The organism is Bifidobacterium sp. AGR2158, assembly GCF_000424225.1.
Classification (GTDB): Bacteria; Actinomycetota; Actinomycetes; order Actinomycetales; family Bifidobacteriaceae; genus Bifidobacterium; species Bifidobacterium anseris.
The window spans coordinates 80,778-105,817 of record NZ_AUJM01000016.1 but is presented as its reverse complement, the minus strand read 5'-3'; the positions used below and the strand labels follow the sequence as shown (position 1 = coordinate 105,817).

At 66.1% G+C, this 25,040-nt stretch carries 20 protein-coding genes; 15 read left to right on the top strand and 5 right to left on the bottom strand.

The features are described 5' to 3' along the window. Positions 1–19: 19 nt before the first annotated feature. On the bottom strand, positions 20–1,057 hold the full coding sequence (locus G606_RS10195; protein WP_051198660.1) for a hypothetical protein: 1,038 nt from the start codon (positions 1,055–1,057) through the stop codon (positions 20–22). 388 nt (positions 1,058–1,445) lie between these two features. Here G606_RS10195 and uvrA point away from each other — a divergent pair, with 388 nt between their 5' ends. The 9 genes from uvrA to G606_RS0106825 all read left to right on the top strand — a co-directional run bounded on the left by uvrA (position 1,446) and on the right by G606_RS0106825 (position 13,498). Further along, positions 1,446–4,382 carry an excinuclease ABC subunit UvrA gene (gene uvrA, locus G606_RS0106865; protein WP_026645339.1) on the top strand — a complete coding sequence of 979 codons (2,937 nt, stop codon included), beginning with the start codon at positions 1,446–1,448 and terminating at the stop codon, positions 4,380–4,382. 130 nt (positions 4,383–4,512) lie between these two features. Next, complete coding sequence (gene uvrC, locus G606_RS0106860; protein WP_026645338.1) at positions 4,513–6,876, top strand: excinuclease ABC subunit UvrC; 2,364 nt, start codon at positions 4,513–4,515, stop codon at positions 6,874–6,876. Between the two features lie 106 nt (positions 6,877–6,982). Then, positions 6,983–7,885, top strand: a complete 903-nt coding sequence (locus G606_RS0106855) for a shikimate dehydrogenase (RefSeq protein ID WP_026645337.1) — start codon at positions 6,983–6,985, stop codon at positions 7,883–7,885. Beyond that, positions 7,882–8,814 carry an RNase adapter RapZ gene (gene rapZ / locus G606_RS0106850; RefSeq protein WP_026645336.1) on the top strand — a complete coding sequence of 311 codons (933 nt, stop codon included), beginning with the start codon at positions 7,882–7,884 and terminating at the stop codon, positions 8,812–8,814. Before G606_RS0106855 ends, rapZ begins: the two co-directional genes overlap by 4 nt. Positions 8,815–8,979: 165 nt before the next feature. After that, the gene (gene whiA / locus G606_RS0106845) at positions 8,980–9,939 is read left to right on the top strand and encodes a DNA-binding protein WhiA (RefSeq protein WP_026645335.1); all 960 of its coding nucleotides are present in this window, start codon (positions 8,980–8,982) and stop codon (positions 9,937–9,939) included. A gap of 162 nt (positions 9,940–10,101) precedes the next feature. Beyond that, the gene (locus G606_RS0106840) at positions 10,102–11,307 is read left to right on the top strand and encodes a phosphoglycerate kinase (RefSeq protein WP_026645334.1); all 1,206 of its coding nucleotides are present in this window, start codon (positions 10,102–10,104) and stop codon (positions 11,305–11,307) included. 105 nt (positions 11,308–11,412) lie between these two features. Beyond that, entirely contained in the window at positions 11,413–12,219 is an 807-nt protein-coding gene (gene tpiA / locus G606_RS0106835; protein ID WP_026645333.1) for a triose-phosphate isomerase, read from the top strand. Positions 12,220–12,300: 81 nt separating this feature from the next. Further along, positions 12,301–12,552 (top strand): preprotein translocase subunit SecG, encoded by a 252-nt coding sequence (secG, locus tag G606_RS0106830; RefSeq protein WP_024541321.1) that lies wholly within the window; start codon positions 12,301–12,303, stop codon positions 12,550–12,552. 118 nt (positions 12,553–12,670) lie between these two features. After that, positions 12,671–13,498: an HAD hydrolase family protein gene (locus G606_RS0106825; RefSeq protein ID WP_026645332.1), complete on the top strand. Its 828-nt coding sequence runs from the start codon at positions 12,671–12,673 to the stop codon at positions 13,496–13,498. Positions 13,499–13,653: 155 nt separating this feature from the next. Here G606_RS0106825 and G606_RS11205 read toward each other — a convergent pair whose 3' ends face one another. Beyond that, positions 13,654–14,166, bottom strand: coding sequence for a hypothetical protein (locus tag G606_RS11205; protein WP_133120872.1), 513 nt, complete (start codon positions 14,164–14,166; stop codon positions 13,654–13,656). A gap of 6 nt (positions 14,167–14,172) precedes the next feature. Between G606_RS11205 and G606_RS0106820 the strand changes: the two genes are divergently transcribed. Genes G606_RS0106820 through G606_RS0106805 form a run of 4 tightly spaced genes read left to right on the top strand, consistent with a single transcriptional unit; the run spans position 14,173 to position 18,078 of the window. Beyond that, entirely contained in the window at positions 14,173–15,633 is a 1,461-nt protein-coding gene (locus G606_RS0106820) for an aminotransferase class I/II-fold pyridoxal phosphate-dependent enzyme (RefSeq protein WP_231371449.1), read from the top strand. Between the two features lie 44 nt (positions 15,634–15,677). Next, positions 15,678–16,223: an Lrp/AsnC family transcriptional regulator gene (locus tag G606_RS0106815; protein WP_081664102.1), complete on the top strand. Its 546-nt coding sequence runs from the start codon at positions 15,678–15,680 to the stop codon at positions 16,221–16,223. Continuing rightward, positions 16,223–17,386 (top strand): pyridoxal phosphate-dependent aminotransferase, encoded by a 1,164-nt coding sequence (locus G606_RS0106810; protein ID WP_026645329.1) that lies wholly within the window; start codon positions 16,223–16,225, stop codon positions 17,384–17,386. The genes G606_RS0106815 and G606_RS0106810 overlap by 1 nt, the downstream gene beginning before the upstream one ends. A gap of 26 nt (positions 17,387–17,412) precedes the next feature. Continuing rightward, on the top strand, positions 17,413–18,078 hold the full coding sequence (locus tag G606_RS0106805) for a hypothetical protein (RefSeq protein WP_026645328.1): 666 nt from the start codon (positions 17,413–17,415) through the stop codon (positions 18,076–18,078). A gap of 170 nt (positions 18,079–18,248) precedes the next feature. Here the strand turns inward: G606_RS0106805 and tal are convergent, their stop codons facing one another. After that, entirely contained in the window at positions 18,249–19,355 is a 1,107-nt protein-coding gene (tal, locus tag G606_RS0106800; RefSeq protein ID WP_026645327.1) for a transaldolase, read from the bottom strand. A 98-nt stretch (positions 19,356–19,453) separates the two neighbouring features. After that, complete coding sequence (gene tkt / locus G606_RS0106795; RefSeq protein ID WP_026645326.1) at positions 19,454–21,550, bottom strand: transketolase; 2,097 nt, start codon at positions 21,548–21,550, stop codon at positions 19,454–19,456. Between the two features lie 314 nt (positions 21,551–21,864). Between tkt and hrcA the strand changes: the two genes are divergently transcribed. After that, positions 21,865–22,980: a heat-inducible transcriptional repressor HrcA gene (gene hrcA / locus G606_RS0106790; RefSeq protein WP_026645325.1), complete on the top strand. Its 1,116-nt coding sequence runs from the start codon at positions 21,865–21,867 to the stop codon at positions 22,978–22,980. Between the two features lie 73 nt (positions 22,981–23,053). Beyond that, a complete protein-coding gene (gene dnaJ, locus G606_RS0106785; RefSeq protein ID WP_026645324.1) occupies positions 23,054–24,196 on the top strand; it encodes a molecular chaperone DnaJ in 1,143 nt (380 codons plus the stop codon). Here dnaJ and G606_RS0106780 read toward each other — a convergent pair. Beyond that, complete coding sequence (locus G606_RS0106780; RefSeq protein WP_026645323.1) at positions 24,189–24,983, bottom strand: fructosamine kinase family protein; 795 nt, start codon at positions 24,981–24,983, stop codon at positions 24,189–24,191. The two genes, dnaJ and G606_RS0106780, sit on opposite strands and share 8 nt — an antisense overlap. Positions 24,984–25,040: the final 57 nt, after the last annotated feature.

Genomic DNA, 25,040 nt, shown 5'->3' with positions numbered 1-25,040 from the left:
CCGTCGGCGCCCTTCGCGCTCACCGTCCGTCGTCCTTGTTCGCGGCGGTGTGTGCGGCATCGTCGGCATGCGCGTCCACGGTGTCGGCATCGTCGTCGGCGCGCAGGTCCTCGACGTGCGGCGCGTCCAGCGAACGCATCGCCTCGCGCTGCGCCTTCGTCGGCTCCTGCCTGCGCGGCTCGATCGTGCCGAGCCTGCCGGAGACGCGCTTCCACGGCACGTACATGAACACGGCCGTCACGGCGGCGAGCGCGATGATGACGACGGCCGTGAACTTCGAGACGTCCATCAGATGGATCGCGATGCCGACGACCGACCACAGCGAAACGAGGCCGAAGACCCAGTCGTCGAAGCGGAAGCGCGCGAGGCAAGCGGCGGCGAGCAGCGCGAGCGCGAGCACGATCGTGGCGACGGACTGGGCCGTGCCGCTCATCGCGCCGTCCTTCGAGACGTAGTAGGTGACGGCGCGCGCAATGTCGACGAGCGTCTCGACGACGAGCCACGACCCCCACAGCGAGAACGGCGCCCATCCCCACACGCTCGCGTCGTCGCGCCGGGAGAGGAACCACAGCACCCATACGAGCGCCGTCTGCACGACGATGAGCGTGACCGAGGCGGGGTAGTTCTTGAAGGCCCACGCGAACACCCAGCCGACGCCGACGAGGCAGGCGGCCGTGAACAGCGCGCCGAGCATCGTGAAGCGCGCGCGGCCGAGCCGTTTTGCGTGCCGGCGTCCGTTGCCGACACGCACGAGCCACACGGCGAGCAGCAGGTAGACGGGGATCCAGATGAGCTGCACGTAGCGCGGCGCCGAGAACCACGAGTGCACGCGCTGGCGAGCGTCGTTCATGTCCACGTGCACAAGGACGCCGGCCTGCGCGAGCGCCATGACGACAATGAGCGCGGCGAAGGAGGCCCATGCGACGATCATTTCGACGTCGCGTTCGCGCGCCCTCGTGCCGGCCTGCGCGTCCTTGCCGCGCCCCGCCTTGCGCGGAGGTGCGGCCTTGTCCACTGCGTGCGGCGCGCCGTCGTGCGTATTGCCGTTGTCTGCCATGTTCGCTCTCCTTACGTTTCGTTCCCTGCGCATCGCGTCGCGGTCGGCGCGGTGGCGCGCGGCCGCCTGCGCGGATGCTTGGATGATCGATGATCGATGACTACCAGCGTAGGCGAAGTGAGTGCGCCGACGTGCGTCGCGGCGCCGATTTTCGCCGTGCGGGCGAATATGCGCCGCGTGCGGCGCGCCGTCGGACCCCGATGCGGAGATTTCGAACAGGTGTTCGATTTTTCCGCCGCGATGCGCTATCCTTGTGTTGCCTGTGCCACCCATGTTGCCCGCGCGTCCGCGGGACGGGGCGCACGGACGGCCACACGGAATCGAAAGGCGGTATCCATTGGCAGCAGAACATGAAGCACACGCGTCGCGCGCGGTCCTCGAACGCGTCATGTCGAGCGACACCTTCCTGAGCCGCGAGCTGGCGAAGGCGCCGCTGCGCGAGGAGCACGGTTCGCTCATCGCGGACATCGGCCATCTGCCGAACGACCTCAAGATCGTCATCCAGGGCGCGCGTGAGCACAACCTCAAGAATGCGGACCTCGAATTCCCGCGCAACCGCATGGTCGTCTTCACCGGCCTGTCCGGATCGGGCAAGTCGTCGATGGCCTTCGACACGCTGTTTGCCGAGGGACAGCGCCGCTACGTCGAATCGCTGTCCGCCTACGCGCGCCAGTTCCTCGGCCAGATGGACAAGCCCGACGTCGACTTCATCGAGGGCCTGAGCCCGGCCGTCTCGATCGACCAGAAGACGACGAACCGCAACCCGCGTTCGACGGTCGGCACGATCACCGAGATCTACGACTACCTGCGTCTGCTCTTCGCGCGCACCGGCGTCCCGCACTGCCCGGTGTGCGGGGCCGAGGTGAGCGCGCAGACGCCGCAGCAGATGGTCGACCGTCTGCTCGCCAACCCCGAGGGCACGCGCTTCCAGATCCTCGCGCCGGTCGTGCGCGGCCGCAAGGGCGAGTTCGAGGACCTGCTCGAACTGCTGCGCGGCGACGGCTACGCCCGCGCGCTCGTCGACGGGCAGATGCGCCAGCTGTCCGATGAGATCAGCCTAGCCAAGCAGAAGAAGCACACGATCGAGGTCGTCGTCGACCGTCTCGTCGTGCGCGACGGCATCCGCCAGCGCCTCACCGACTCCGTCGAGACGGCGCTGCGCCTGGCGAAGGGGATCATGGTCGCCGACTTCGTCGACCGCGACGCCGACGCCTCCGACCGGCGCGTCCCCTTCTCCGAGCACATGGCCTGCCCCAACGGCCACACGCTCGAACTCGACGAGATCGAGCCGCGCACCTTCTCCTTCAACGCGCCCTACGGCGCCTGCCCCGAATGCACGGGCCTGGGCTTCAGCCTCGCGATCGACCCCGAACTCGTCGTGCCCGACCCGGACAAGACGCTCAACGAGGGCGCGATCGAGCCGTGGATGATGACGAAGTCCACCGGCGACTACTATCGCCATGTGCTCGAAGGTCTCGGCTCCGAACTCGGCTTCGACCTGGACACGCCGTGGAAGGACCTGCCCGAGGAGACGCGCCAGGCGATCATGTACGGCAAAGACTTCAAGGTCACCGTCTCGTACCGCAACCGCTGGGGGCGCATGCGCGAATACTCGACCGGCTTCGAAGGCGTCGTGCGTTCGCTGATGCGCCGCCACGAGGAGACCGACTCCGAGCAGCGCAAACAGTACTACGAGTCGTACATGCGCGAGGTGCCGTGCGCCGCCTGCCACGGCAAGCGCCTCAAGCCCGAGGTCCTCGCCGTGACCGTCGACGGCCGCTCGATCGCCGACGTGTGCGACATGCCGGCCGAACGCAGCCTCGCATGGATCAACGAGCTCGACCTGACGGGCCCCGCCGCGCACATCGCCGGCGAGGTCGTCAAGGAGATCCGCGCGCGCCTCGGCTTCCTCAATGACGTCGGCCTCAACTACCTGACGCTCTCGCGCGCCGCGAAGACGCTGTCGGGCGGCGAGGCGCAGCGCATCCGCCTCGCCACGCAGATCGGCTCGGGCCTCGTCGGCGTCATGTACGTGCTCGACGAGCCGTCGATCGGCCTGCACCAGCGTGACAACGCCCGCCTGATCGACACGCTGCACCATCTGCGCGACCTGGGCAACACGCTCATCGTCGTCGAACACGACGAGGACACGATCCGTTCGGCCGACTGGCTCGTCGACATCGGCCCGGGCGCCGGCGAACACGGCGGCGAGGTCGTCTACTCGGGACCCGCCGACCATCTCGTCGACGCGAAGCGCTCGATCACCGGCGACTACATCGCCGGGCGGCGCAGGATCGAGGTGCCCGCCAAGCGGCGCAAGCCGAAGAAGTCGCGCAGGCTGCGCGTCGTCGACGCCCGCGAGAACAACCTCAAGGACATCACCGTCGACTTCCCGCTCGGCGTCATGACCTGCGTGACCGGCGTGTCCGGATCGGGCAAGTCGACGCTCGTCAACCAGATCCTGTATCCGGTGCTCGCCGACCGGCTCAACGGCGCGAGGATCGTGCCCGGCAAGCACACGCGCGTCGAAGGCGTCGACCAGTGCGACAAGGTCATCCACGTCGACCAGAACCCGATCGGGCGCACGCCGCGCTCCAACCCGGCCACCTACACCGGCGTGTGGGACAAGATCCGCGCGCTGTTCGCGAAGACGCCCGAGGCACAGGTGCGCGGCTACGGACCGGGACGCTTCTCGTTCAACGTCAAGGGTGGCCGCTGCGAGGCGTGCCACGGCGACGGCACGCTCAAGATCGAGATGAACTTCCTGCCGGACGTCTACGTCGACTGCGAGGAATGCCACGGCAAGCGCTACAACCGCGAGACGCTCGAGGTCAAGTACAACGGCAAGTCGGTCGCCGACGTGCTCGACATGCCGATCAGCGAGGCCGCCGAGTTCTTCAAGGCCTACCCGGCGATCTCGCGCTACCTTGACACGCTCGTGCAGGTCGGACTGGGCTACATCCGCCTCGGCCAGCCCGCCACGACGCTGTCGGGCGGCGAGTCGCAGCGCGTCAAGCTCGCCACCGAGCTGCAGCGCCGGAGCACTGGCAAGACCGTCTACATCCTCGACGAGCCGACGACCGGCCTGCACTTCGAGGACGTCAACAAGCTCCTCGTCGTGCTGCAGGGGCTCGTCGACAAGGGCAACACCGTCATCGTCATCGAACACAACCTCGACGTCGTCAAGTCGAGCGACTGGATCATCGACCTCGGCCCCGAGGGCGGCGAAGGCGGCGGCACGATCGTCGCCGAGGGCACACCGGAGCACATCGTCGAGTGCGACGAATCGTGGACCGGCAAGTTCCTCGAACCGCTGCTCGGCTAGCTGACGCCGTTTGCCGGCGTCAGCTAGCCGAGCAGCGGCGTCATCATGGACGTCCACCGAAAGCATGGACGCTAATCGAAGGTCATCGTGAAGGTCATCCCGTGAACGTCATCGTGGAAAGGCAGGGGAGATGAGCGTATTCGAACGGCATGCGCCGGGCACCTGGCATGCGATCGCGCGCGACCTGGCCGCGTCCGGCGCAACGGACGCGGCGGCTGCGGCGGCTGCGGGCCCGGGCGTCAACGCGAACGGCGCGCCGCTGCTCGGCGACAGCCGTGACCTGTTCCGCCCGAAGACCTCGGACATCCCCGCGCAGCCGGGCGTCTACAAATGGCGCGACGGCGAGGGGCGCGTCATCTACGTGGGCAAGGCGAAGAACCTGCGCAACCGGCTGACCAACTATTTCCAGCCGCTGGCGCAGCTCCACCCGCGCACGCAGACGATGGTGCTCACGGCACGCTCGCTCGAATGGACCGTCGTCGGCACCGAGATCGAGGCGCTCACGCTCGAATACACGTGGATCAAGGAGTTCGACCCGCGCTTCAACGTCGTGTTCCGCGACGACAAGACCTACCCATATCTGGCGATCTCGGCCGGGGAGGAATACCCGCGCGTGTGGATCACGCGCAGCCGCAAGCGCCGCGACACCCGCTACTTCGGCCCCTACGCGAAGGTGTGGGACCTGCGCAAGAGCCTCGATCGGCTGCTGCGCGCGTTCCCGGTGCGCACCTGCACGCCGTCCGTGTTCCGCAAGGCGCAGCTGACCGAACGGCCCTGCCTGCTCGCGTCGATCGGCAAATGCTCGGCGCCATGCGTCGGCAGGATCGCGCCGCAGGAGCACCGGCGCATGTGCGAGCAGCTCGTCGGCGTGCTCACCGGACGCATCGGACGCTCGTACATCGCCCAGCTCACCGCGCAGATGAAGGAGGCGAGCGCCGAGCTCGACTTCGAACGCGCCGCGCGGCTGCGCGACGACATCCACATGCTGTCGAGCGTCGTCGAGCAGAACTCCGTCGTCCTCGACCAGGACGTGGACGCCGACGTCTTCGGTTTCGCCACCGACGAGCTCGAGGCGTCGGTGCACGCCTTCTTCGTGCGCGCCGGCACGATTCGCGGCGAACGCAACTGGAGCGTCGAACGTTGCGAGGACGTCGGGGACGACGAGATCATCGCCGACCTGCTCGTGCGCGTCTACGCCGACCTCGTCGGCGACGGCACAGGCGAAAGCGGGCAGGGCGCGAAGGTCGTCGTCAACGAGGAGCGCAACGCCGTCGCCGCCTCGCAGCGTTTCCGCGCGACCGATCCGACGGCGCGCGCGCAGGCGACGCGCGAACGCAACGAACGGCTCGAACAGACCGGACGCGCCGACCTGCTCGCGCCGATCGCGCCCGTGCCCAGGCAGATCCTCGTGCCGGTCGAACCGTCGCGCCGCGAGGAGCTCGAGATGTGGCTGTCGCGGCTGCGCGGGGGAGCCGTCTCGATCGACGTGCCGCAGCGCGGCGCGAAACGCCAGCTGCTCGAACGCGCGGACCAGAACGCGCAGCAGGCGCTCCAGCGCAGCAAGATGAGCCGCATCAGCGACATCGGCGCGCGCACCGAGGCGATGAACGAGGTCGCCGAGGCGCTCGGGCTCGACCAGGCGCCGCTGCGCATCGAATGCTACGACATCTCGAACACGGTCGGCGGCTCCTATCAGGTCGCGTCGATGGTCGTGTTCGAGGACGGCGTCGCGAAGAAGTCCGAATACCGGCGCTTCGCGATCCGCGGCGAGGACGGCTCCGGCGCGCTCGACGACCTCTCGGCGCTGCGCGAGACGCTCACGCGCCGCTTCCGGCACGGCAACATCGCCGGCGACAGCGGCGACAGCATCGACGACGAGCGCCGCGCGGCCCGTGCGATGCGCGACGGCGTGGCGCATGCGACGGATGACACGGGCGTCGCGGATGACGCGGTCGAGGCAGACAATGCGGGCGCGGAGCTGATCGTGCAGCAGAACACCGACCGGCGCCGCTTCGCCTACAAGCCGAACCTCGTCGTCGTCGACGGCGGCAGGCCGCAGGTCATGGCCGCCGCGCAGGCCCTCGCCGACTGCGGCGTCGACGACGTGGCCGTGTGCGGACTTGCGAAACGCCTCGAGGAGGTGTGGGTGCCCGACGACGACTATCCGATCATCCTGCGGCGCGCCTCGGAGGGCATGTACCTGCTGCAGCGCGTGCGCGACGAATCGCACCGTTTCGCGATCGACTACCATCGACGTTCGCGCCGCAAGGGCGCGCTGCGTTCGGCGCTCGACGGCATCCCCGGCGTGGGACCGGCGTTCCAGAAGCGGCTGCTCGCGCATTTCGGATCAGTGCGCGCGATGCGCGAGGCGAGCGTCGAAGCGCTCGAGGAGGTCAAAGGCATCGGCTCCGCGAAGGCACAGCGCATCTGGCAGGCGCTGCATGCCAATGCCGAGCCCGGCGTCGGCGACGACGGCGCGTCGGACGATGCATGAGCGCCGCCCGACGGTACCTCATCACGGTCGTGCATCGCGCCGGTCGTGCGGTACGCTGGTGGCAGACCAAGCCGGAGCCATGCCGGCGACCATGTCAGGAGGTTGCATGAACAACGGACCACGGCGGTGCGCCGTCCTCGGCAAGCCCATCGCCCATTCGCTCTCGCCGGTGCTCCACGAGGCGGCCTACCGCGCGCTCGGACTGGACGGCTGGAGCTACGGGCGCATCGAGATGGACGAGGAGGGGCTCGCCGGTTTCCTCGGCTCGCTCGACGCCGGCTGGGCCGGGCTGAGCCTGACGATGCCGCTCAAACGCACGATCCAGCCCTACGGCACGCCGTCGAACCTGTGGGCGCGCGAACTCGGCGTCGCGAACACGGCGGTCTTCGCCGGCGGCTCGACGCGCCTGTACAACACCGACGTCTACGGCATCGCCCGCGCCTTCGCGCATGCGGCCAACAAGGAAGGCGTCACGCCGTCGGCGAACCGCTCGGCGGTCGTCCTCGGCAACGGCAATACGGCCACGTCCGCCCTCGCGGCGTGTGCGATGATGGGCGACGTGGCCGGCGTGACCGTCGCCGCGCGCCATCCGGAACGCAACGCCGCCCTCGCCGAGATCGGCGCACGCCACGGCATCGACGTGACGACGGTCGCGCTCGACGACGCACGGCTGCCGCGGCTGCTCGCCGGCGCCGACCTCGTCGTCAACACGATCCCCGCGCACGGCGCGGACACCGTCGCGAACCGCCTGTCCGAGGCCGGCGAAAGCGTGCATGGGATGCTGCTCGACGTGGTTTACGATCCGCGGCCCACCGAACTGATGCGCATGTGGGGACGTCTGGGCGGCGTCGCGCTCGGCGGCGAGGAGATGCTACTGTATCAAGCGGTGGCCCAGGTGCTGCTCATGACCGGACTCGCCGCGGACGGGGACTTCGACGCCGTCGGTGCGCAGCCGGTGCATGACACGCTCGAGAAGGCCATGAGAGAGGCATTGGAGGAGGCACTGTGAGTCAAGGCAACGAGACGGCGACGCACGGGGACGGACAGCAGGGGCACATCGCAGGCCCCGCCGAGGGATTCGAGGTCATGCTCATCACCGGCATGTCCGGGGCGGGCAGGTCGCACGCCGCGCACAGCATCGAGGACATGGGCTGGTATGTCGTCGACAACATGCCGCCGCAGCTCATGGTGCCGATGGTCGACATGATGACCGCGTCCAAAAGCGGCGTGCACAAGCTCGCCGCCGTCATCGACGTGCGTTCCCGCGACTACTTCACCGACCTGTCCGCGATGCTCAGTCATCTCGACGACCTCGGCGTCAAGACGCGCATCCTGTTCCTCGACGCCGACGACGAGGTGCTCATCAAGCGCTTCGAGGCGGTGCGCCGCCCGCATCCGCTGCAGCGCAACGGCCGGCTCATCGACGGCATCCGCGAGGAGCGTGAGATGCTCGAGAACCTCGAGGAGCGCGCGGACATCGTCATCGACACCTCCCATCTGAGCATCCACCAGCTGTCGACGAAGCTGTACAACGCGCTCATGGGCTCGGGGCCGACGACCGTCTCGGTGCATATCTTCAGCTTCGGCTTCAAATACGGCATCCCGATCGACGCCGACTTCGTGGCCGACGTGCGTTTCCTGCCGAACCCGTACTGGGTGCCCGAGCTGCGCGGACTCAACGGCCGCGACGAGCCGGTGAGCGACTACGTGCTGCGCAGCAAGGGGGCGACCGATTTCCTCGACGCGTACGAGAAGGCGATCGAGATCGCCGTGGAGGGCTACGCGCAGGAGGACAAGCACTACGTGACGATCGCTATCGGCTGCACCGGAGGCCAGCACCGCTCCGTCGCGATGAGCGAGGCGCTGGCGGAGCGTCTGCGCGCGCACGGGCTCAACGTGAGCGTGTCCGCGCGCGAGCTCGACCGCCACCAGTCCTGACCCGTTGCGGCGCCCGCGCGACACGCGGAGAAACAAGCACAATTCCAACGGTTTGTCAAATGCGATTCCACATTCGTCGTTGTCCAAGACCTTCGGTATCACGGAATCTCGGTGGTCACTTGCGACACGCCGTATCGATCACGATAAACACAACAGGAGGATCCTTTGGCTCTTCTCGATGAAGTCAAACGTGAGCTGTCCGAAATCGACGGGGAGATGGTCCTCGCGCAGAAGGCGCAGGTGACCTCGATGCTCCGTTTCGGAGGCGGCCTTCGCAAAAGCGATCGAAACATCATCGTTCAGGCGCAGTTCGACTCGCTCGACGCGGCCCAGTGGCTCCAGCGGGCGATTAAGAACCTCTACGGCCACGACGCAATGCTGACGGCCGTCGAACGCCAGACGCCGACCGGCCCGGTGCGGCGCTACATGGTCATCGTCGAACGCGGCGGCGTCGCCCTCGCACTGCAGACCGGCCTGCTCGACCGGCGCAAGCATCAGGTCGTCGCAGGCCTGCCGCAGGAGCTCACGGCCGGCAACATCGCGCAGATCAAGGCGATCTGGCGCGGCGCGTTCCTCGCGCACGGCGGCCTGTCCGATCCGGGCAAGGCCAGCTATCTCGAGATCATCTGCCCGACCGATGAGACCGCGCTGGCGCTCACGAGCGCCGCACGCCGCCTCGGCATCAGCGCCAAGCCGCGCCAGCTGCGCAGCTCGCGCCGCGTCACGCTCAAGGACCCCGACGCGATCGAACGCATGCTCAACCTGATGGGCGCGCCGCGCTCGGCGCGCGAATGGACAGGCAAGCGCTCCGACGGCGAGGCCCGAGGCAAGGCGAACCGTCTGGCCAACTTCGACGACGCGAACATGCGCCGCAGCGCGAAGGCCGCGGCCGAGGCGTGCGAGAAGGTGCGCCGCGCCTTCGAGATCCTCGGTGACGACGTGCCGGAGAACCTGCGCGCCGCCGGCCAGCTGCGCCTCGACCACGACGACGCGAGCCTCGAGGAGCTCGGACGCCTCGCCGAGCCGCCGATCACGAAGGACGCGGTTGCCGGACGCATCCGTCGCCTGCTGCAGCTTGCGGACAAGGTCGCCAAGGCGTCCCAGGAGAACGACGCCGAGGCCTGAGGCCTCGGTCCCCGGGGCCGGCAGGGCCCCGCAGATCTGTGGACAGGCGCGGCGACGCTCTCGGCGAAGGCATCGCCTGTTCGTTTTTGGCTGTATGATGCGTAACTGGCGGATCATGCAGCCGTTCCCCGTCAACCCCGGCGGCGAGAAAGGAAAATCCATATGAAGACACTCAAGGATCTTGGAGATCTCAAGGGCAAGCGCGTCCTCGTCCGCGCTGATTTCAATGTGCCGCTCGATGGCACGACCATCACCGACGACGGTCGCATCAAGGCCGCGCTGCCCACGATCGAGCAGCTGCGCAAGGACGGCGCGAAGGTCATCCTCATGGCTCATCTGGGCCGCCCGAAGGGCAAGGTCGTCCCGGAGCTCTCCCTCGCGCCGGTCGCCGCGCGCCTGAGCGAGCTGCTCGGCGTGCCGGTCGTCCTCGCGAAGGACACCTACGGCCCGGACGCGCAGGAGAAGGTCGCCGCGATGAAGGACGGCGACGTCGTGCTGCTCGAGAACGTCCGCTTCAACCCGGAGGAGACGAGCAAGGACGAGGCCGAGCGTTCCGCGTACGCGAAGAAGATCGCCGCCCTCGGCGACGTCTTCGTCTCCGACGGCTTCGGCGTCGTGCACCGCGCGCAGGGCTCCAACTACGACGTCGCGGCCGATCTGCCGGCCGCCGCTGGCCTGCTCGTGGAGAAGGAGGTCAAGGCGCTGTCCAAGGCGACCGAGGACCCGGAGCGTCCATTCACCGTCGTGCTCGGTGGTTCGAAGGTCTCCGACAAGCTCGGCGTCATTGAGAACCTCCTCGACAAGGCCGATCGTCTCGTCATCGGCGGCGGCATGGTGTTCACGTTCCTCAAGGCCAAGGGCTACGAGGTCGGCACCTCGCTGCTCGAGGAGGACCAGATCGAGAAGGTCAAGGGCTACATCGAGACGGCCGAGAAGAACGGCGTCGAGCTCGTCCTTCCGATCGACATCGTCGTCAACAAGGGCTTCCCGGCGGGCGACACCCCGATCGACCCGGAGGTCGTCCCGGCCGACCAGATCCCGTCCGACATGATGGGCCTCGACATCGGCCCGGAGTCCTGCAAGCTCTTCCATGACAAGATCGTCGATTCCAAGACGGTCGTGTGGAACGGCCCGATGGGCGTGTTCGAGATCCCGCAGTTCGCCAACGGCACCCGCGCGGTCGCCCAGGCGCTCGTCGACGCGACGGCTAACGGCGCGTTCACGATCGTCGGCGGCGGCGACTCCGCGGCCGCGGTGCGCAACCTCGGCTTCCCGGAGGACGGCTTCTCGCACATCTCGACCGGCGGCGGCGCCTCTCTCGAATTCCTCGAGGGCAAGGAGCTCCCGGGCCTCAAGGTCCTCGACTGACACATTCCGCCGCGAGCGACCCGATACACCAAGGCGCGCACCGTCCGGTACACGGCGGTGCGCGCCGCGCGTTCCATCCGCAGACCCAAGTCCTAGGGAATCCATATGGCATCAGCACGCATTCCGATGGTGGCCGGTAACTGGAAGATGAACTTCGATCATCTTGAGGCGACCGCCTTCGTCCAGCAATTCGCGAGAAACCTCAAATCCCGCCGTTTCGACTTCTCGAAATGCGAGGTGGCGCTGTTCCCGGCCTTCACGGCGCTGCGCAGCGTCCAGGTGCTCGTCGACGCCGACAACCTCAGGATCCGCTACGGGGCGCAGACCGTCTCCGTCACATCCCAGGGCGCCTTCACCGGCGACGTCTCCGCGGACATGCTCGCCCGGCTCGGCTGCAGCTACGTCATCGTCGGGCATTCCGAACGCCGCAAATACCATCCCGAGGACGACGCGAACATCGTCGACCAGGTGCGCGCCGTCCTCGCCGCCGGCATGCAGCCGATCCTGTGCGTCGGCGAAAGCCTCGAGGAGCGTCGCAAGGGCATCGAGCTCGACTTCGCCGTCGGCCAGGTGCACGACGTGACGCGCGACCTGTCCGACGAGGAGGCCGAACGGCTCATCATCGCCTACGAGCCGGTGTGGGCGATCGGCACCGGCATGGTCGCCACGCCGCAGTCCGCGCAGGACGCAGCCGAGGCGTTCCGCGCGCATCTGGCGCGCACCTTCAACGACCACGTCGCACAGACGGTGCGCGTGCTGTACGGGGGATCGGTCACGTCGAAGAACGCCGTCGAACTCATCAGCGAACCCGACGTGGACGGATTCCTCATCGGCGGCGCCGCTCTGCACGTCGACGAGCTGACGAGGATCTGCATGCTCACGCTGCAGACCACATCTTCACAAGGTCTTTGAGATTATGCATCGTTTTGTTCTCGGCCTTGCGCTAAGGTGGTACCAGCAATTGATAGTTTTGGAGGTTCACCAGTGTCCGGTATCGCAGTTGTCAAGCTGATTCTGCAGATTGTGCTCGTCGTGCTCAGCCTGCTGCTCACCCTGCTCATCCTTATGCACAAGGGCAAGGGTGGCGGCCTGTCCGACATGTTCGGCGGCGGCCTGACGCAGAACGCCGGTTCCTCGGGCGTCGCGGAGAAGAACCTGAATCGCTGGACGGTCATCATCGCGCTCATCTGGGTCGCGATCATCGTCGCGCTCGGACTCATCGCGAAGTTCGTCCCCGCAGCCTGAGCATCCGGACGACGCTCATCAGCTTCGATCCCATGGCCATGACGGCCATGGGATTCTTTGTATCCGACCACCGCGTATCCGACCATTGCCACGACAACCTGATAGGGGAGGGGAGACCATGCCCGACACACCATCCGTCATCGTCGATCTCGACGGCACGTTGCTGCACGACGCGCTGCGTTTCGAGGACCGCGACTTCAGCGCGCGCACGCAGCGCGCCGTCGACCGTCTGCACGCCGCCGGTGTCCCGTTCGCCGTCGCCACGGCGCGCCCGGTGAGCACCGGCCTCGGCATTGTCCAGCGTCTGCACGCCGACGCGTGCATCTATCTCAACGGCGCGCTCATCGACTTCGACCCCGCCCATTCCGACATGGACTCGCTCACCGGGCGACGCCCCGTTGCGGCGGACGGCATCCTCAAGGTCGGGTTCCCGTCGCGCCGCGCATGCGAGGTGTGCCGTGCGATCCTGAGCGTCATGCCAGATCTGCAGATCGGCATCGTCATGGACGACGTGCGCTACACGAACTTCGACGTGACGCAGTACTGGACGACGCAGACGTGGACCTACACCGATTTCCGTGATGTGCCCGAAGGCGTTGCCGACAAGATCATCATCTTCCCGCGCGCCGACCAGACCGAACTGCTCGCCACGCTTGTCCCGGACGACTTTGACGTGCACATCTCGGAGGGGAGGCTGTGGATGCTGATGGCACCGGACGCGAACAAAGAGCAGGCGATGCGCACGCTGTATGAACGCTGGGGGATCGACCCGACGTCGGCTGTGTCCTTCGGTGACGACATCGTCGACATCGCGATGATGCAGCAGTCCGGCACCGGCGTCGCCGTCGCGAACGCGAACCCGCAGGTCCTCGCCATCAGCGACGACGTATGTGCGTCGAACAACGACGACGGCGTCGCACAGTGGATTGAACAGAATCTGCTGTAGTTGAACACCTGAACACAGACATTGAACAAATAATCGGTAGCGTTGAACATCAATATGACAATGTTGAACACATGTCTGAAAAGGCATGCGCAGATATGCCCGGTTGGCTGCGTTCAACGATGTCCATATTTTGTTCAATGTTCAGCGTGTCATGTTCAACGTGTGCTAGACTGTCGCTCAGTTTTGCGTTGAACACCCGTTGGAAGGAGCTTCAGATGGAGGATCGCTTCGCCCATCGTCTCAATCAGGCGATGGAACTGCGCAACATACGGCAGAGCGATTTCGTGAAGGCCGCCGAGGAGCACGGCGTCAAGCTCGGCCGCAGCCACGTCAGCCAGTACGTCAACGGCAAGACGCGTCCGCGCCCTGAGATCGAACGATTCCTCGCGGCCGTGCTCGGTGTCGACGCGCGTTGGCTCGCAGGCGAGGCCGTCGCCTTCGACGCGCATCCGGCGACCTTCGACGATGTGATCGAGGGGAGCGGCGCGCATGATAACGTCGCACATCACGATGCCGTTGAACATGACGATTCCGTTGAGCACACGCACCCAGTTGAACATAGTGAGTACGTCGAACGGAACATCAACATTGAACATGTTGACGACGTTGAACACGGCACAGATGTTCAATCTTATGACAGCGTTGAACAACGGTCCAACGTTGAACAATCGGAAATCATTGAACAGTCAAGCAATATTGAATATACAAAGATTGAACAGGCTGCTCACGTTGAACATCATGCCTCCATTGAACATAACAACGGTGAACACTTCTCATCATCAACTTTGAACAACCAGCACATCGCAGCACAACCCGGACAGGAGCACAGCATGGAACCGCAATTCGACGACGATGTACAGGATCCCTCGTTCACCGACGTGCCGTCGAGCGTGACGTCCGAGGAACCCAAGACGCGCGGCAGGCGCACCTTCACGAAGTCGCACAAGCTCGACAACGTCCTCTACGACGTGCGCGGACCGGTCGTCGACGAGGCCGCGCGCATGGAGGCCGCCGGCATGCATGTCATGAAGCTCAACATCGGCAACCCGGCGCCCTTCGGCTTCCGCACGCCCGACGAGGTCGTTTACGACATGGCGCAGCAGCTCACCGACACCGAAGGCTATTCGGCATCCAAGGGCCTGTTCTCGGCACGCAAGGCGATCATGCAGTACGCCCAGCTCAAGAACTTGCCGAACGTCGGCGTCGAAGACATCTACACCGGCAACGGTGTCAGCGAACTGATCAACCTGAGCATGAGCGCGCTGCTCGACAACGGCGATGAGGTGCTGCTGCCGATGCCCGACTATCCGCTGTGGACGGCGTGCGTCACGCTGGCCGGTGGCAAGCCGGTGCACTACGTGTGCGACGAGCAGTCGGAATGGTATCCGGACATCGACGACATGCGCTCCAAGATCACCGACCGCACGAAGGCGATCGTCATCATCAACCCGAACAACCCGACCGGCGCGCTCTACCCGAAGGAGGTGCTCGAGCAGATCGTCGAACTGGCGCGCGAGCACCAGCTGATGATCTTCTCCGACGAGATCTACGACCGGCTCGTCATGGACGGCCTCGAGCACACGTCGATCGCCTCGCTCGCGCCGGATCTGTTCTGCGTCACCTACAGCGGCCTGTCGAAGTCGCATATGATCGCCGGCTACCGCATCGGCTGGATGATCCTGTCAGGCAACAAGGCGATCGCGAAGGACTACATCGAGGGCCTCGACATGCTCACGAACATGCGCATCTGCTCGAACGTGCCGGCGCAGTCGATCGTACAGACCGCGCTCGGAGGCCATCAGAGCGTCAACGACTACATCGTGCCCGGCGGCCGCATCTACGAACAGCGCGAATACATCTACAACGCGCTCAACTCGATCGACGGCATCACCGCCGTCAAACCGAAGGCCGCGTTCTACATCTTCCCGAAGATCGACGTGAGGAAATTCAACGTCCACAACGACGAGCAGTTCGCACTCGACCTGCTGCACGACGAGAAGCTGCTCATCGTGCAGGGCACCGGCTTCAACTGGAAGGACCCCGACCACTTCCGCGTCGTCTATCTTCCGCGCGTCGAGGTGCTCAAGGGCGCCGTCGACAAGATGACGCGATTCTTCTCCTACTATCGCCAATGATTACGACGCACGCAGCGGACAGACACACGGAAGGAGGGCGCCACATGGGCGACATGGATAGGGACGGCCGCGCGCAGGACGCGGACGTCGACGCGAACGATCTGTCGATTCTCGAACTGCTCGAGAACGACGCGCGGCTCGACGCGCGCGACCTGGCGGACATCCTCGGCGAGGACGAGGAACGCGTCGCCTCGAGTGTGCGGCGCATGGAGGACGAGCGGATCATCTGCGGCTACCATACGGTGATCAACTACAACAAGGTGTTGCGCGACGAACGCATCATGGCGTTCATCGAGGTGGACGTCAGCCCGATGAAGGACGAAGGCTACGACCACACGGCTGCGCTGCTCGCGAAGTACCCCGAGATCGATTCGCTGTATCTGATCACCGGGGACAACGACTTCATCTGCCTCGTGCAGGGCAGGACGATGTTCGAGGTGTGCCGCTTCGTCGCCGACCGCATCGCCGTCATGGAGCACGTGCGCGGCACGAAGACGCTGTTCGTGCTCAAGCAGTACAAGCAGTCAGGCGTGCTCACCGGCGCCGCCCGCGCGACGGGTGACGAGGGACGATTGGTGGTGAGCTACTGATGAAGCCGATCAATGCCGTCGTCGAGGCGCTCAAGCCCAGCGGCATCCGCAAGTACTTCGATCTGGCGAACGCGATGAAGGGCGTCATTTCGCTCGGCGTGGGCGAGCCGGACTTCGACACGCCCTGGCATATCAGCGCGAAGGCCGTCGAATCCTTCGAGGACGGCCACACCCACTACACGGCGAACCGGGGACTCATCGCGCTGCGGCGGCGCATCGCCGACTACTACCGCAGCCGTTACGGCATCGGCTACGACCCCGAATCGCAGATCCTCGTGACAGTCGGCGGTTCTGAGGCCGTCGACCTGTGCTGCCGCACGCTGATCAACCCGGGCGACGAGGTCATCGTGCTCGACCCGAACTACGTGGCCTACGAACCGGCGATCGTGATGGCCGGCGGCGTGCCGGTGCGCATCGAACTGACGCAGGAGCACGACTTCAAGCTGCTGCCCGAGGATCTCGAGGCGGCGATCAGTGAGCGGACGAAGGCGATCATCCTCAACTTCCCGTCGAATCCCACCGGCGGCGTCATGAGCCGCGACGACTATGCGCGCATCGTGCCGATCATCAGGGATTCGGGCATCTACGTCATCTCCGACGAGATTTACTCCGAGCTGGTGTTCGACGGGGAATTCTGTTCACCGGCGAACTTCGGTGAGATCCGCGATCAGGTGCTCGTGATCAACGGCTTCTCGAAGGCTTTCGCGATGACCGGCTGGCGTCTCGGCTACCTGCTGAGCAGCCCCGAGCTGAGTGCGCAGCTGACGAAGGTGCACCAGTTCGTCATCATGTCGGCGCCGACGGCCGCGCAGTACGCGGCAATCGAGGCGCTCGAGCACGGCGTGCCGGACATCGTTGCGATGCGCCGGCAGTACGAGGCGCGACGCAACCTCATCTGCGCGCGGCTCAACCGCATGGGCCTGACGACGAATGTGCCGAAGGGCACGTTCTACGTCTTCGCGAACATCACGTCGTCGGGGCTGAGCTCCGACGAGTTCTGCGTGCGGCTGCTCGAGGAGCAGCGGGTCGCCGTCGTCCCCGGAACCGCGTTCGGCGACTCCGGCGAGGGATTCGTGCGCATCTCCTATGCGACGGGCATGGAGCAGATCAAGGAGGCGTGCTCGCGGATCGAGACGTTCCTCGCATCGCTGCGCGACATGTGAGCGACGGATCGCCCTATGCTGGTCCTATGCCGAACATCCATGCCACGACGCCGCCACGTCTGCCGCGTCTTCCCAATGACGATGCCGTGTACACTGACGCCCGCATCGCCGTCATACGTCCCGAGGAGGATCTGGACGGTGTGCGCGTCGCCGATCAGCGCGTCGACGCCGTCGACCTGACCGCTACCGCCATGCTCGACTGCGCCTTCGAACGATTGGCCGTCGGCGAGTTGGTCGCCACGCGCGCCCATGTCAGACACACGGTGGCGCGCGACTGCCGTACCGCGTCCTGCGACGTCCACGCGGCCGGCATCGAGGCGAGCCTCGTCGAGGATTGCGCGTTCGGCGCCGTGCAGGCGCATGCGACGCGAATCGTCGGCGTCGAGATACGCGGATGCCGCATCGACTATCTCAACTGCCGCAGCGCCGTGTGCCGCGATCTCGTGTTCCGCGACTGCGCGATAGGGGAGTTCGACGGCAACGACGCCCGGCTTTCCCGTATCGCGTTCGTCGATACGCGCGTGGACATTCTCTCGCTGCAGCACGCCGCATGCGCCGATGTCGATCTGCGCGGCGCGCGGCTGCGCGAGATCCGCGGCGTCGATTCGCTCGCAGGCACGACGATGACGCTCGAACAGATCGCCGACCTCGCCGCGGTGTTCGCGCGCAGCATCGGCATCCGCACCAGCTGAACCGCGCGCACGATCGTTCGTGCCGTCCAGACGCGACGACGTCGTCGCAGACGACAATCACATGCATGCGGATACGACACGCATACGGATACGAAAAGGGCCCCGGCAAATGCCGGGGCCCGATGTGTTGACCTTCAGGTCAGCAACGGATCATGTCCGAGGGACGGAGCTCAGCCGTTGACGCGGTCGATGCCCGCCTGGACGTCGGTGAGGACCGAATCCCAGGACTTGATGAAGGCGGCGACACCGTCGGCCTCGAGCTTGTCGGTGACATCCTTGAAGTTGATGCCGACTTCAGCGAGGTCGTTCATGATGTCGTGGGCTTCGTCGTAGTTGCCCGGGATGATGCCCAGCGTGGCCTGACCGTGATCGGCGACCGCGAGCAGCGTCTTCTCCGGCATCGTGTTGACGACGTCCTTGGCGACGAGCTCGTCGACGTACTTGACGTCGGAGTAAGCCGGGTTCTTGGTGCCGGTGGAGGCCCACAGCGGACGCTGCTTCTTAGCGCCCTTGGCTTCGAGGGCAGCCCAGCGCGGATCCTCGGCGAACTTGTTCTCGAAGAGCTCATAGGCGAGGCGGGCGTTGGCCACAGCGGCCTTGCCCATCAGGCCCTTGGCCTCGAGCGAGCCGATCTCCTCAAGACGCTTGTCGACCGCGGTGTCCACGCGGGAGACGAAGAAGGAAGCGACCGAAGCCATCTTGGAGAGGTCCTTGCCGTTCGCGTCGGCCTGGACCATGCCCTCGATGAAGGCGTCGATGACCTGCTCGTAGCGCTCGAGCGAGAAGATCAGCGTGACGTTGACGGAGATGCCCTTGGCGAGCGTGGCGGTAATCGCCGGAAGGCCCTCGAGGGTCGCCGGGATCTTGATCATCGCGTTCGGACGATCGACCTTGGCCCACAGCTCCTCAGCCTGCTTCTCGGTCTCGGCGGTCTCATGCGCCAGACGCGGGTCGACCTCGATCGAGACGCGGCCGTTGACGTAGTCGGAGGCCTCGGCGACCGGCTTGAAGATGTCGCAGGCGTTGCGCACGTCGGTGGTGGTGAGCTCGCGGATCGCGGTCTCGACGTCGACCTTGCCGAGCTCCTTGAGCTGGGCGTCGTACGGTCCGACCTGGCTCAGGGCCTTCTGGAAGATCGACGGGTTGGTCGTGACGCCGACCACGTTGTCGTTCTTGATGAGCTCTTCGAGGTTGCCCGACTCGATGCGGGTGCGGGACAGATCGTCCAGCCAGATCGAAACGCCGGCATCGGAAATTGCCTGAGTGGATGCAGTCATGTTGCTTCTCCTGTTTGTTGTTGGGGAAAAATTTTTCCGCCTATTGCAGTATAGGCGCAAGGGGAGGGGATGCCGTGCGACATCCCCTCATGGATGAATCAGCGAGCCTCTTCGATCGAAGCCTTCGCGGCCTCGACGACGTGCTCGGCTGTGATGCCCAGATCGATCATGTTCTGGGCACCGTCACCCTGCAGGCCGAACTGGTCGATGGCGATGGCCTTGCCGTAGCTGCCCAGGTACTTATACCAGGACATCGCGGAGCCGGCCTCGACGGAGACACGGGCCTTGACGCTCTTCGGGAGGATCTCCTCCTTGTACTCGTCGTCCTGCTCCTCGAACCATTCCATCGAAACCATCGAGATGACGCGGGCCTTGATGCCTTCGGCGGCCAGCTGCTTGGCGCCCTCGAGCGCCCACTGGACCTCGGAACCGGAAGCCATGATGATAACGTCCGGCTGGCCTTCCTCGCCGTAGAGCACGTAGGCGCCCTTGCGCACGCCTTCCTTGGCCTTCTCGGCGGTCTCGACGAGCGTCGGGACACCCTGACGGGTCAGGACCATCGCGGTCGGCAGCGTGTTCTTCTTCTCGAAGAAGTAGCGGTAGGCCTCGGCGGTCTCCCACTCGTCGGCCGGACGGACGACCTCGAGCTGCGGGATGTCGCGGAAGGAGCTCAGGTGCTCGATCGGCTGGTGGGTCGGGCCATCCTCGCCGAGGGCGACGGAGTCATGGCTCCAGATGTACAGGTTCGGGATCTCCATGAGCGCGGACAGGCGGACCGCGGCGCGCATGTAGTCGGCGAACTGGAAGAAGGTGCCGGAGAACGGACGGGTGTCCGAGCCGAGCAGGATGCCGTTGGTAATGCAGCCCATCGCGAACTCACGCACGCCGAAGTGCAGCTGGCGGCCGTACGGCGAGCAGTTCGGCCACTGGGTCGTGGCGTCCTCGGCCGGAGCGAAGGAAGCGGCACCCTTGATGTTCGTGTTGTTGGAGCCGCCCAGATCGGCGGAGCCGCCCCACAGTTCCGGCATGATCGGTGCGATCGCGTTGATCACGGCGCCGGAGGCCTTGCGGGTGGCAACCTTGGAACCGGCCTCGAAGCCGGCCTCGAGATCGTCGATGGCCTTGTCGAACTCGGCCGGCAGTTCGCCGTTCTTGATGCGCTCATACAGCGCTGCCTTATCCGGGTTGGCGGCGGCCCACTTATCGAAGGCCTCGTCCCATTCCTTGTGCGCCTCGAGGCCGCGCTCGGCGACCTTGCGGGCGTGGGCAAGCGCCTCCTCATCGACCTCGAAGGTCTTCTCCGGGTCGAGGCCCAGTGCCTTCTTGAGGCCGGCGACGGCCTCGTCGCCGAGGGCGGAGCCGTGCGACGACGGATCGTTCGTCTTGCCCGGGGTCGGCCATGCGATGAGCGTGTCGACCTTGATGAAGTGCGGGCGGTCGGTGACCTGCTCGGCCTTCTCGAGGACCTTGGTCAGGCCTTCGATGTCCTCCTTGTAGGAGCCGTCGGGCTGGATGAAGCTGATCTCGTCGGTGTACCAGCCATAGGCCTTGTAACGGCCGATGACGTCCTCGTCGAGCGCGATCTTCGTCTCGCCCTCGATCTGGATGTGGTTCGCGTCGAAGATCACGAAGAGGTTGCCGAGCTTCTCGTTGCCCGCGAGCGAGGAGGCCTCGCCGGAGACGCCTTCCTCGATGTCGCCTTCGCCGCAGATGACCCACACCTTGTGGTCGAACGGCGAGGTGCCCTCCGGGGCGTCCGGGTCGAGCAGGCCGCGCTCGTAGCGCTGGCCGTATGCGAAGCCGACGGCGGATGCGACGCCCTGGCCGAGCGGGCCGGTCGTCATCTCGATGCCCGGGGTCAGGCCGTACTCGGGATGGCCCGGAGTGCGCGTGTCCGCGCCGCCGCGGAAGTACTTGAGGTCATCCAGCGTCAGGCCGTAGCCGGAGAAGTACAGCTGAACGTACTGGGTGAGCGACGCGTGGCCGCCCGAGAGGATGAAGCGGTCGCGACCGGCCCAGTTCGGGTCGTTCGGGTCCTGCTTGATGAAACGCTGATAGAGCGTGTAGGCAATCGGGGCCAGCGAAATCGGGGAGCCGGGATGGCCGTGACCCGCCTTCTGCACCGCATCGGCGGAGAGGGCCTTCGCCATCTTGATGGCGCGCTCGTCCAGTTCAGACCAGATGTTATCGGTCATAGGTGATCTACTTTCCTTCCAATACTTCGGACGCACGGGGGGCCGGCATTGTGCCGTTCTTCGCACGTCCTTCACATTGCCCTTACATAGTAGCCGCCGTAACCGACTTAAACGGCGGAGTTTGGCGTGTTCGTTCGTGCGCGGTCGCCTACGGGGCGGTCCCGGGGCGACCACGCGGGGCCCGCGGGGCGTTCGCCGGCAGCGGCAAACTAGCACTCGATGACCAAGAGTGCTCATACAATGGATCCCGATCGGTCGCGCGCGTCGTCACGCGCGCCCGTCCGCTTCGAACAGTTCAGGAGGCTTGAGCGACCATGACCCAGACACGTCGCATGCAGGTGCTGCACGCTGTCGTCGAGGACTACATCCGCACGCAGGAGCCGGTGGGCTCCGCCGCGCTCATCGCACGCCACCATCTTCAGGTGAGCTCGGCCACGATCCGCAAGGACATGGCCGCGCTCGAGGAGGAGGGATACCTCGTGCAGCCGCACACCTCGGCTGGCCGCGTGCCCACTGAGCGCGGCTACCGCTATTTCGTGGACACGCTCGCCACCGTCGTGCCGCTGAGCGAGTCGCAGCGACGCGCCATGCGCACCTTCCTGGACGATTCGGTGAACCTGCAGGACACGCTGCAGCGCGCCGCGCACCTGCTGTCCGAACTCACCGGCCAGGTGGCCGTCGTCGCATCGCCGTCGCTGGGCAAGTCACGTCTGTGGCACCTCGAGCTTGTGCCGGTCTCAGCCGTGTCGATCCTGGCCGTCGTCGTCACCGACACCGGCCGTGTCGCACAGCACGTGCTGTCGGTGCAGGAGCTGCCGTCGCGCGAACATCTGCAGCGGCTCGCCGTCGTCGTCAACGAACGCTGCAGCGCGCTGACGCTGCGCACGGCCGCCTCACGCATCCGCGCGCTGCGTCTCGGCGATGACATGGACGACGTGCGCGCACTGCCCGGGCTCGTCGCGCACGCCTTCGAATCGATGGCCGACGAGGAGCGCACGCACGAGCTGTTCATGTCCGGCGTCTCGACGCTCGCGCACCAGCATGCGACCGCGCAGGACCTCGCTCCGCTGTTCGATGCGCTCGAGGAGCGCGCCGTGCTCATGCATCTGATGACCGCACTCAGCGAGACGACGGACGCGCGCGGCGTCGGTGTGGCCATCGGCTCCGAGACGAACACGCCCGGACTCATCCACGCGGCCGTCGTCACGAGCGGCTACGGTGCGAGCGAGGCGGACGGGGAAGACACGGATGACATGGACGCCGAAAAGGACGAGGAAGGCGCGGCGGTCGCGCCGATCGCCTTCGTCGGATCGATCGGACCCACCCATATGAACTACGCCGTCACGATGGCGTCGGTGCGCGCCGTGGCGCGGTACCTGACGACGTTCCTGGGGCGCACCGGCACGACCGAGACCAGCATGGCCTCGTGACCCACGGACCTGACGGCAGACACGTTGAACCTGTTGAACCAGTTGAACCATCGGAAGAAAAGGAACCCCGGCATTGGCTGACTACTACGAAACGCTTGGCGTGGAACGCACGGCTACCGAAGAGGAGATCAAGCGGGCGTACCGCAAGATGAGCCGCAAATACCATCCGGACATCGCCGGCGCCGAATACGAGGACAAGTTCAAGGAGGTCAACAGCGCCTACGAGGTGCTCTCCGACCCGGACAAGCGGCGCATGTACGACGCGGGCGTCGACCCGAACGACCCGAACGCCGGTGGCTACGGCGCGTCGGGCCCCTTCGACATGGGCGACATCTTCAGCCAGTTCTTCACCGGCGCCTTCGGCGCAGGCGGCGAAGGGCCGATCCCGCGCACGCAGCCGGGCCGCAACACGATCGAATCGCTGACGGTTACGCTCAAGACCGCCGTGTTCGGCGGCACGCAGCAGCTCGAATACCGCACAATGGGCGTCTGCGAGCATTGCGAGGGCACTGGCTCCGAGGACCGCAAGCCGCCGGTCACCTGTCCGCAGTGCCACGGCACCGGCCACGTCCAGAAGGTCGTGCGCACGCTGCTCGGCCAGATGATGACCTCGGCGCCGTGCGAACGCTGCGAAGGCCACGGCACGATCATCGAGCATCCGTGCACGGTCTGCCACGGCCACGGACGCGTCCCCACGCGCCGCACGGTCGAAGTGCCGGTGCCGGCGGGCGTCGACGACGGCATGCGCGTGCGTATGGACGGCCAGGGCGAGGTCGGCGAATGCGGTGGTCCCGCGGGCGACCTCTACATCGACTTCCGCGTGCGCCGCGACCGCCAGTACACGCGCGACGGCGACGACCTGCACTGCTGGATCAGCGTGCCGATGACGTGGGCCGTGCTTGGACACCAGACCACGCTCGACACCTTCGACGGCGAACAGCCGCTCGAGATCCCCGCCGGATGCCAGCCGGGGCAGCAGATCGAGCTCAAGGGGCTCGGCGTCACGCATCTGGGCGGCGACGGCGAGCGCGGCGACCTCGTTGCCCACATCGAGGTGCAGATCCCGACGAAGCTCAACGACCGCGAGCGCAAGCTCATCGACGAGTTCGGCCAGTTGCGCAAGGACGACGACCGTTCCGTCGACGCGCACGGTTCGAAGCCGGTCGCCGCCCAGAAGAAGGGGTTCTTCAGCAAGATCAAGGACGCGTTCAGCTGAGCAGCGAACGGCACATCTGGCGGTATTCGCTCACATAGCCTCCGCCGAAGAATACGCAGTGGCCGGCGATCGGGTAGAGCTGCCAGAGCGTCGTGCGTTCCTCGTATCCGGCTTTGAGCGGGTGTACGGACTGGTAGCCGGCGGTGATCTCGCTCAGGTAGGACATGCCGAACAGGTGGAGCATCGCGAGGTCCTCCTCGCGGTGTCCGCCGTGCGCGGCCGGGTCGATGAGGACGGCTTCGACGTCGCCTCGGTCGGCGGTCCACATGACGTTGCCGCTCCACAGGTCGCCGTGCACGCGTGCGGGCCGGTCGGAGGCGGCGCGGCCGAGCAGTTCGGGCAGCGCGTCGATGACCTCGTTCGTCAGGTCCATGTCCGTCTCGCGCAGCGTGCCGCGTTCGATGCCGAGCTGCACCATCGGGCGCAGACGCCCTTCGGCGAGGTAGGTGGCCGGGTCGGTCCATGTGCCGGTGTCCATCGGCACCGGATCCTGCAGCGGTCCGAAGTAGCAGGTGCCGTCGTAGCCGTCGGGGGCGGATCCGAAGTAGGGGGCGCCGGCGTCGTGCATGTGGGCGAGGGCCGCGCCGAAGCGGTAGGCGGCCTGCGGTGTGGAGGGGCAGGCGTCCACGCGTTCGATGTCGAGGTGGTCGTCGCCCCAGCCGTACACCTTGACGACGCGTGGACCTCCCTGCGCCGTCGCCTCGCCGAGCCATTCGAGTCCTCTGCCTTCGCATTCGAAGAAGCCCTTCGGTGCGTGCGCCCTGCTCTTCCTGTATTCCAAAGCCATCGTCGGCTCCTTTCGCTGTTCGCCGTTGCGCGTTGTCGGGGCGGGCGATGGGTGCCC

Coding starts and splice junctions, on each gene's coding strand:
- G606_RS10195 (WP_051198660.1), bottom strand. CDS start 1,057: ATGGCAGACAACGGCAATACGCACGACGGCGCGCCGCACGCAGTGGAC.
- uvrA (WP_026645339.1), top strand. CDS start 1,446: ATGTCGAGCGACACCTTCCTGAGCCGCGAGCTGGCGAAGGCGCCGCTG.
- uvrC (WP_026645338.1), top strand. CDS start 4,513: ATGAGCGTATTCGAACGGCATGCGCCGGGCACCTGGCATGCGATCGCG.
- G606_RS0106855 (WP_026645337.1), top strand. CDS start 6,983: ATGAACAACGGACCACGGCGGTGCGCCGTCCTCGGCAAGCCCATCGCC.
- G606_RS0106840 (WP_026645334.1), top strand. CDS start 10,102: ATGAAGACACTCAAGGATCTTGGAGATCTCAAGGGCAAGCGCGTCCTC.
- tpiA (WP_026645333.1), top strand. CDS start 11,413: ATGGCATCAGCACGCATTCCGATGGTGGCCGGTAACTGGAAGATGAAC.
- G606_RS0106825 (WP_026645332.1), top strand. CDS start 12,671: ATGCCCGACACACCATCCGTCATCGTCGATCTCGACGGCACGTTGCTG.
- G606_RS0106815 (WP_081664102.1), top strand. CDS start 15,678: ATGGGCGACATGGATAGGGACGGCCGCGCGCAGGACGCGGACGTCGAC.
- G606_RS0106810 (WP_026645329.1), top strand. CDS start 16,223: ATGAAGCCGATCAATGCCGTCGTCGAGGCGCTCAAGCCCAGCGGCATC.
- G606_RS0106805 (WP_026645328.1), top strand. CDS start 17,413: ATGCCGAACATCCATGCCACGACGCCGCCACGTCTGCCGCGTCTTCCC.
- tal (WP_026645327.1), bottom strand. CDS start 19,355: ATGACTGCATCCACTCAGGCAATTTCCGATGCCGGCGTTTCGATCTGG.
- tkt (WP_026645326.1), bottom strand. CDS start 21,550: ATGACCGATAACATCTGGTCTGAACTGGACGAGCGCGCCATCAAGATG.
- hrcA (WP_026645325.1), top strand. CDS start 21,865: ATGACCCAGACACGTCGCATGCAGGTGCTGCACGCTGTCGTCGAGGAC.
- G606_RS0106780 (WP_026645323.1), bottom strand. CDS start 24,983: ATGGCTTTGGAATACAGGAAGAGCAGGGCGCACGCACCGAAGGGCTTC.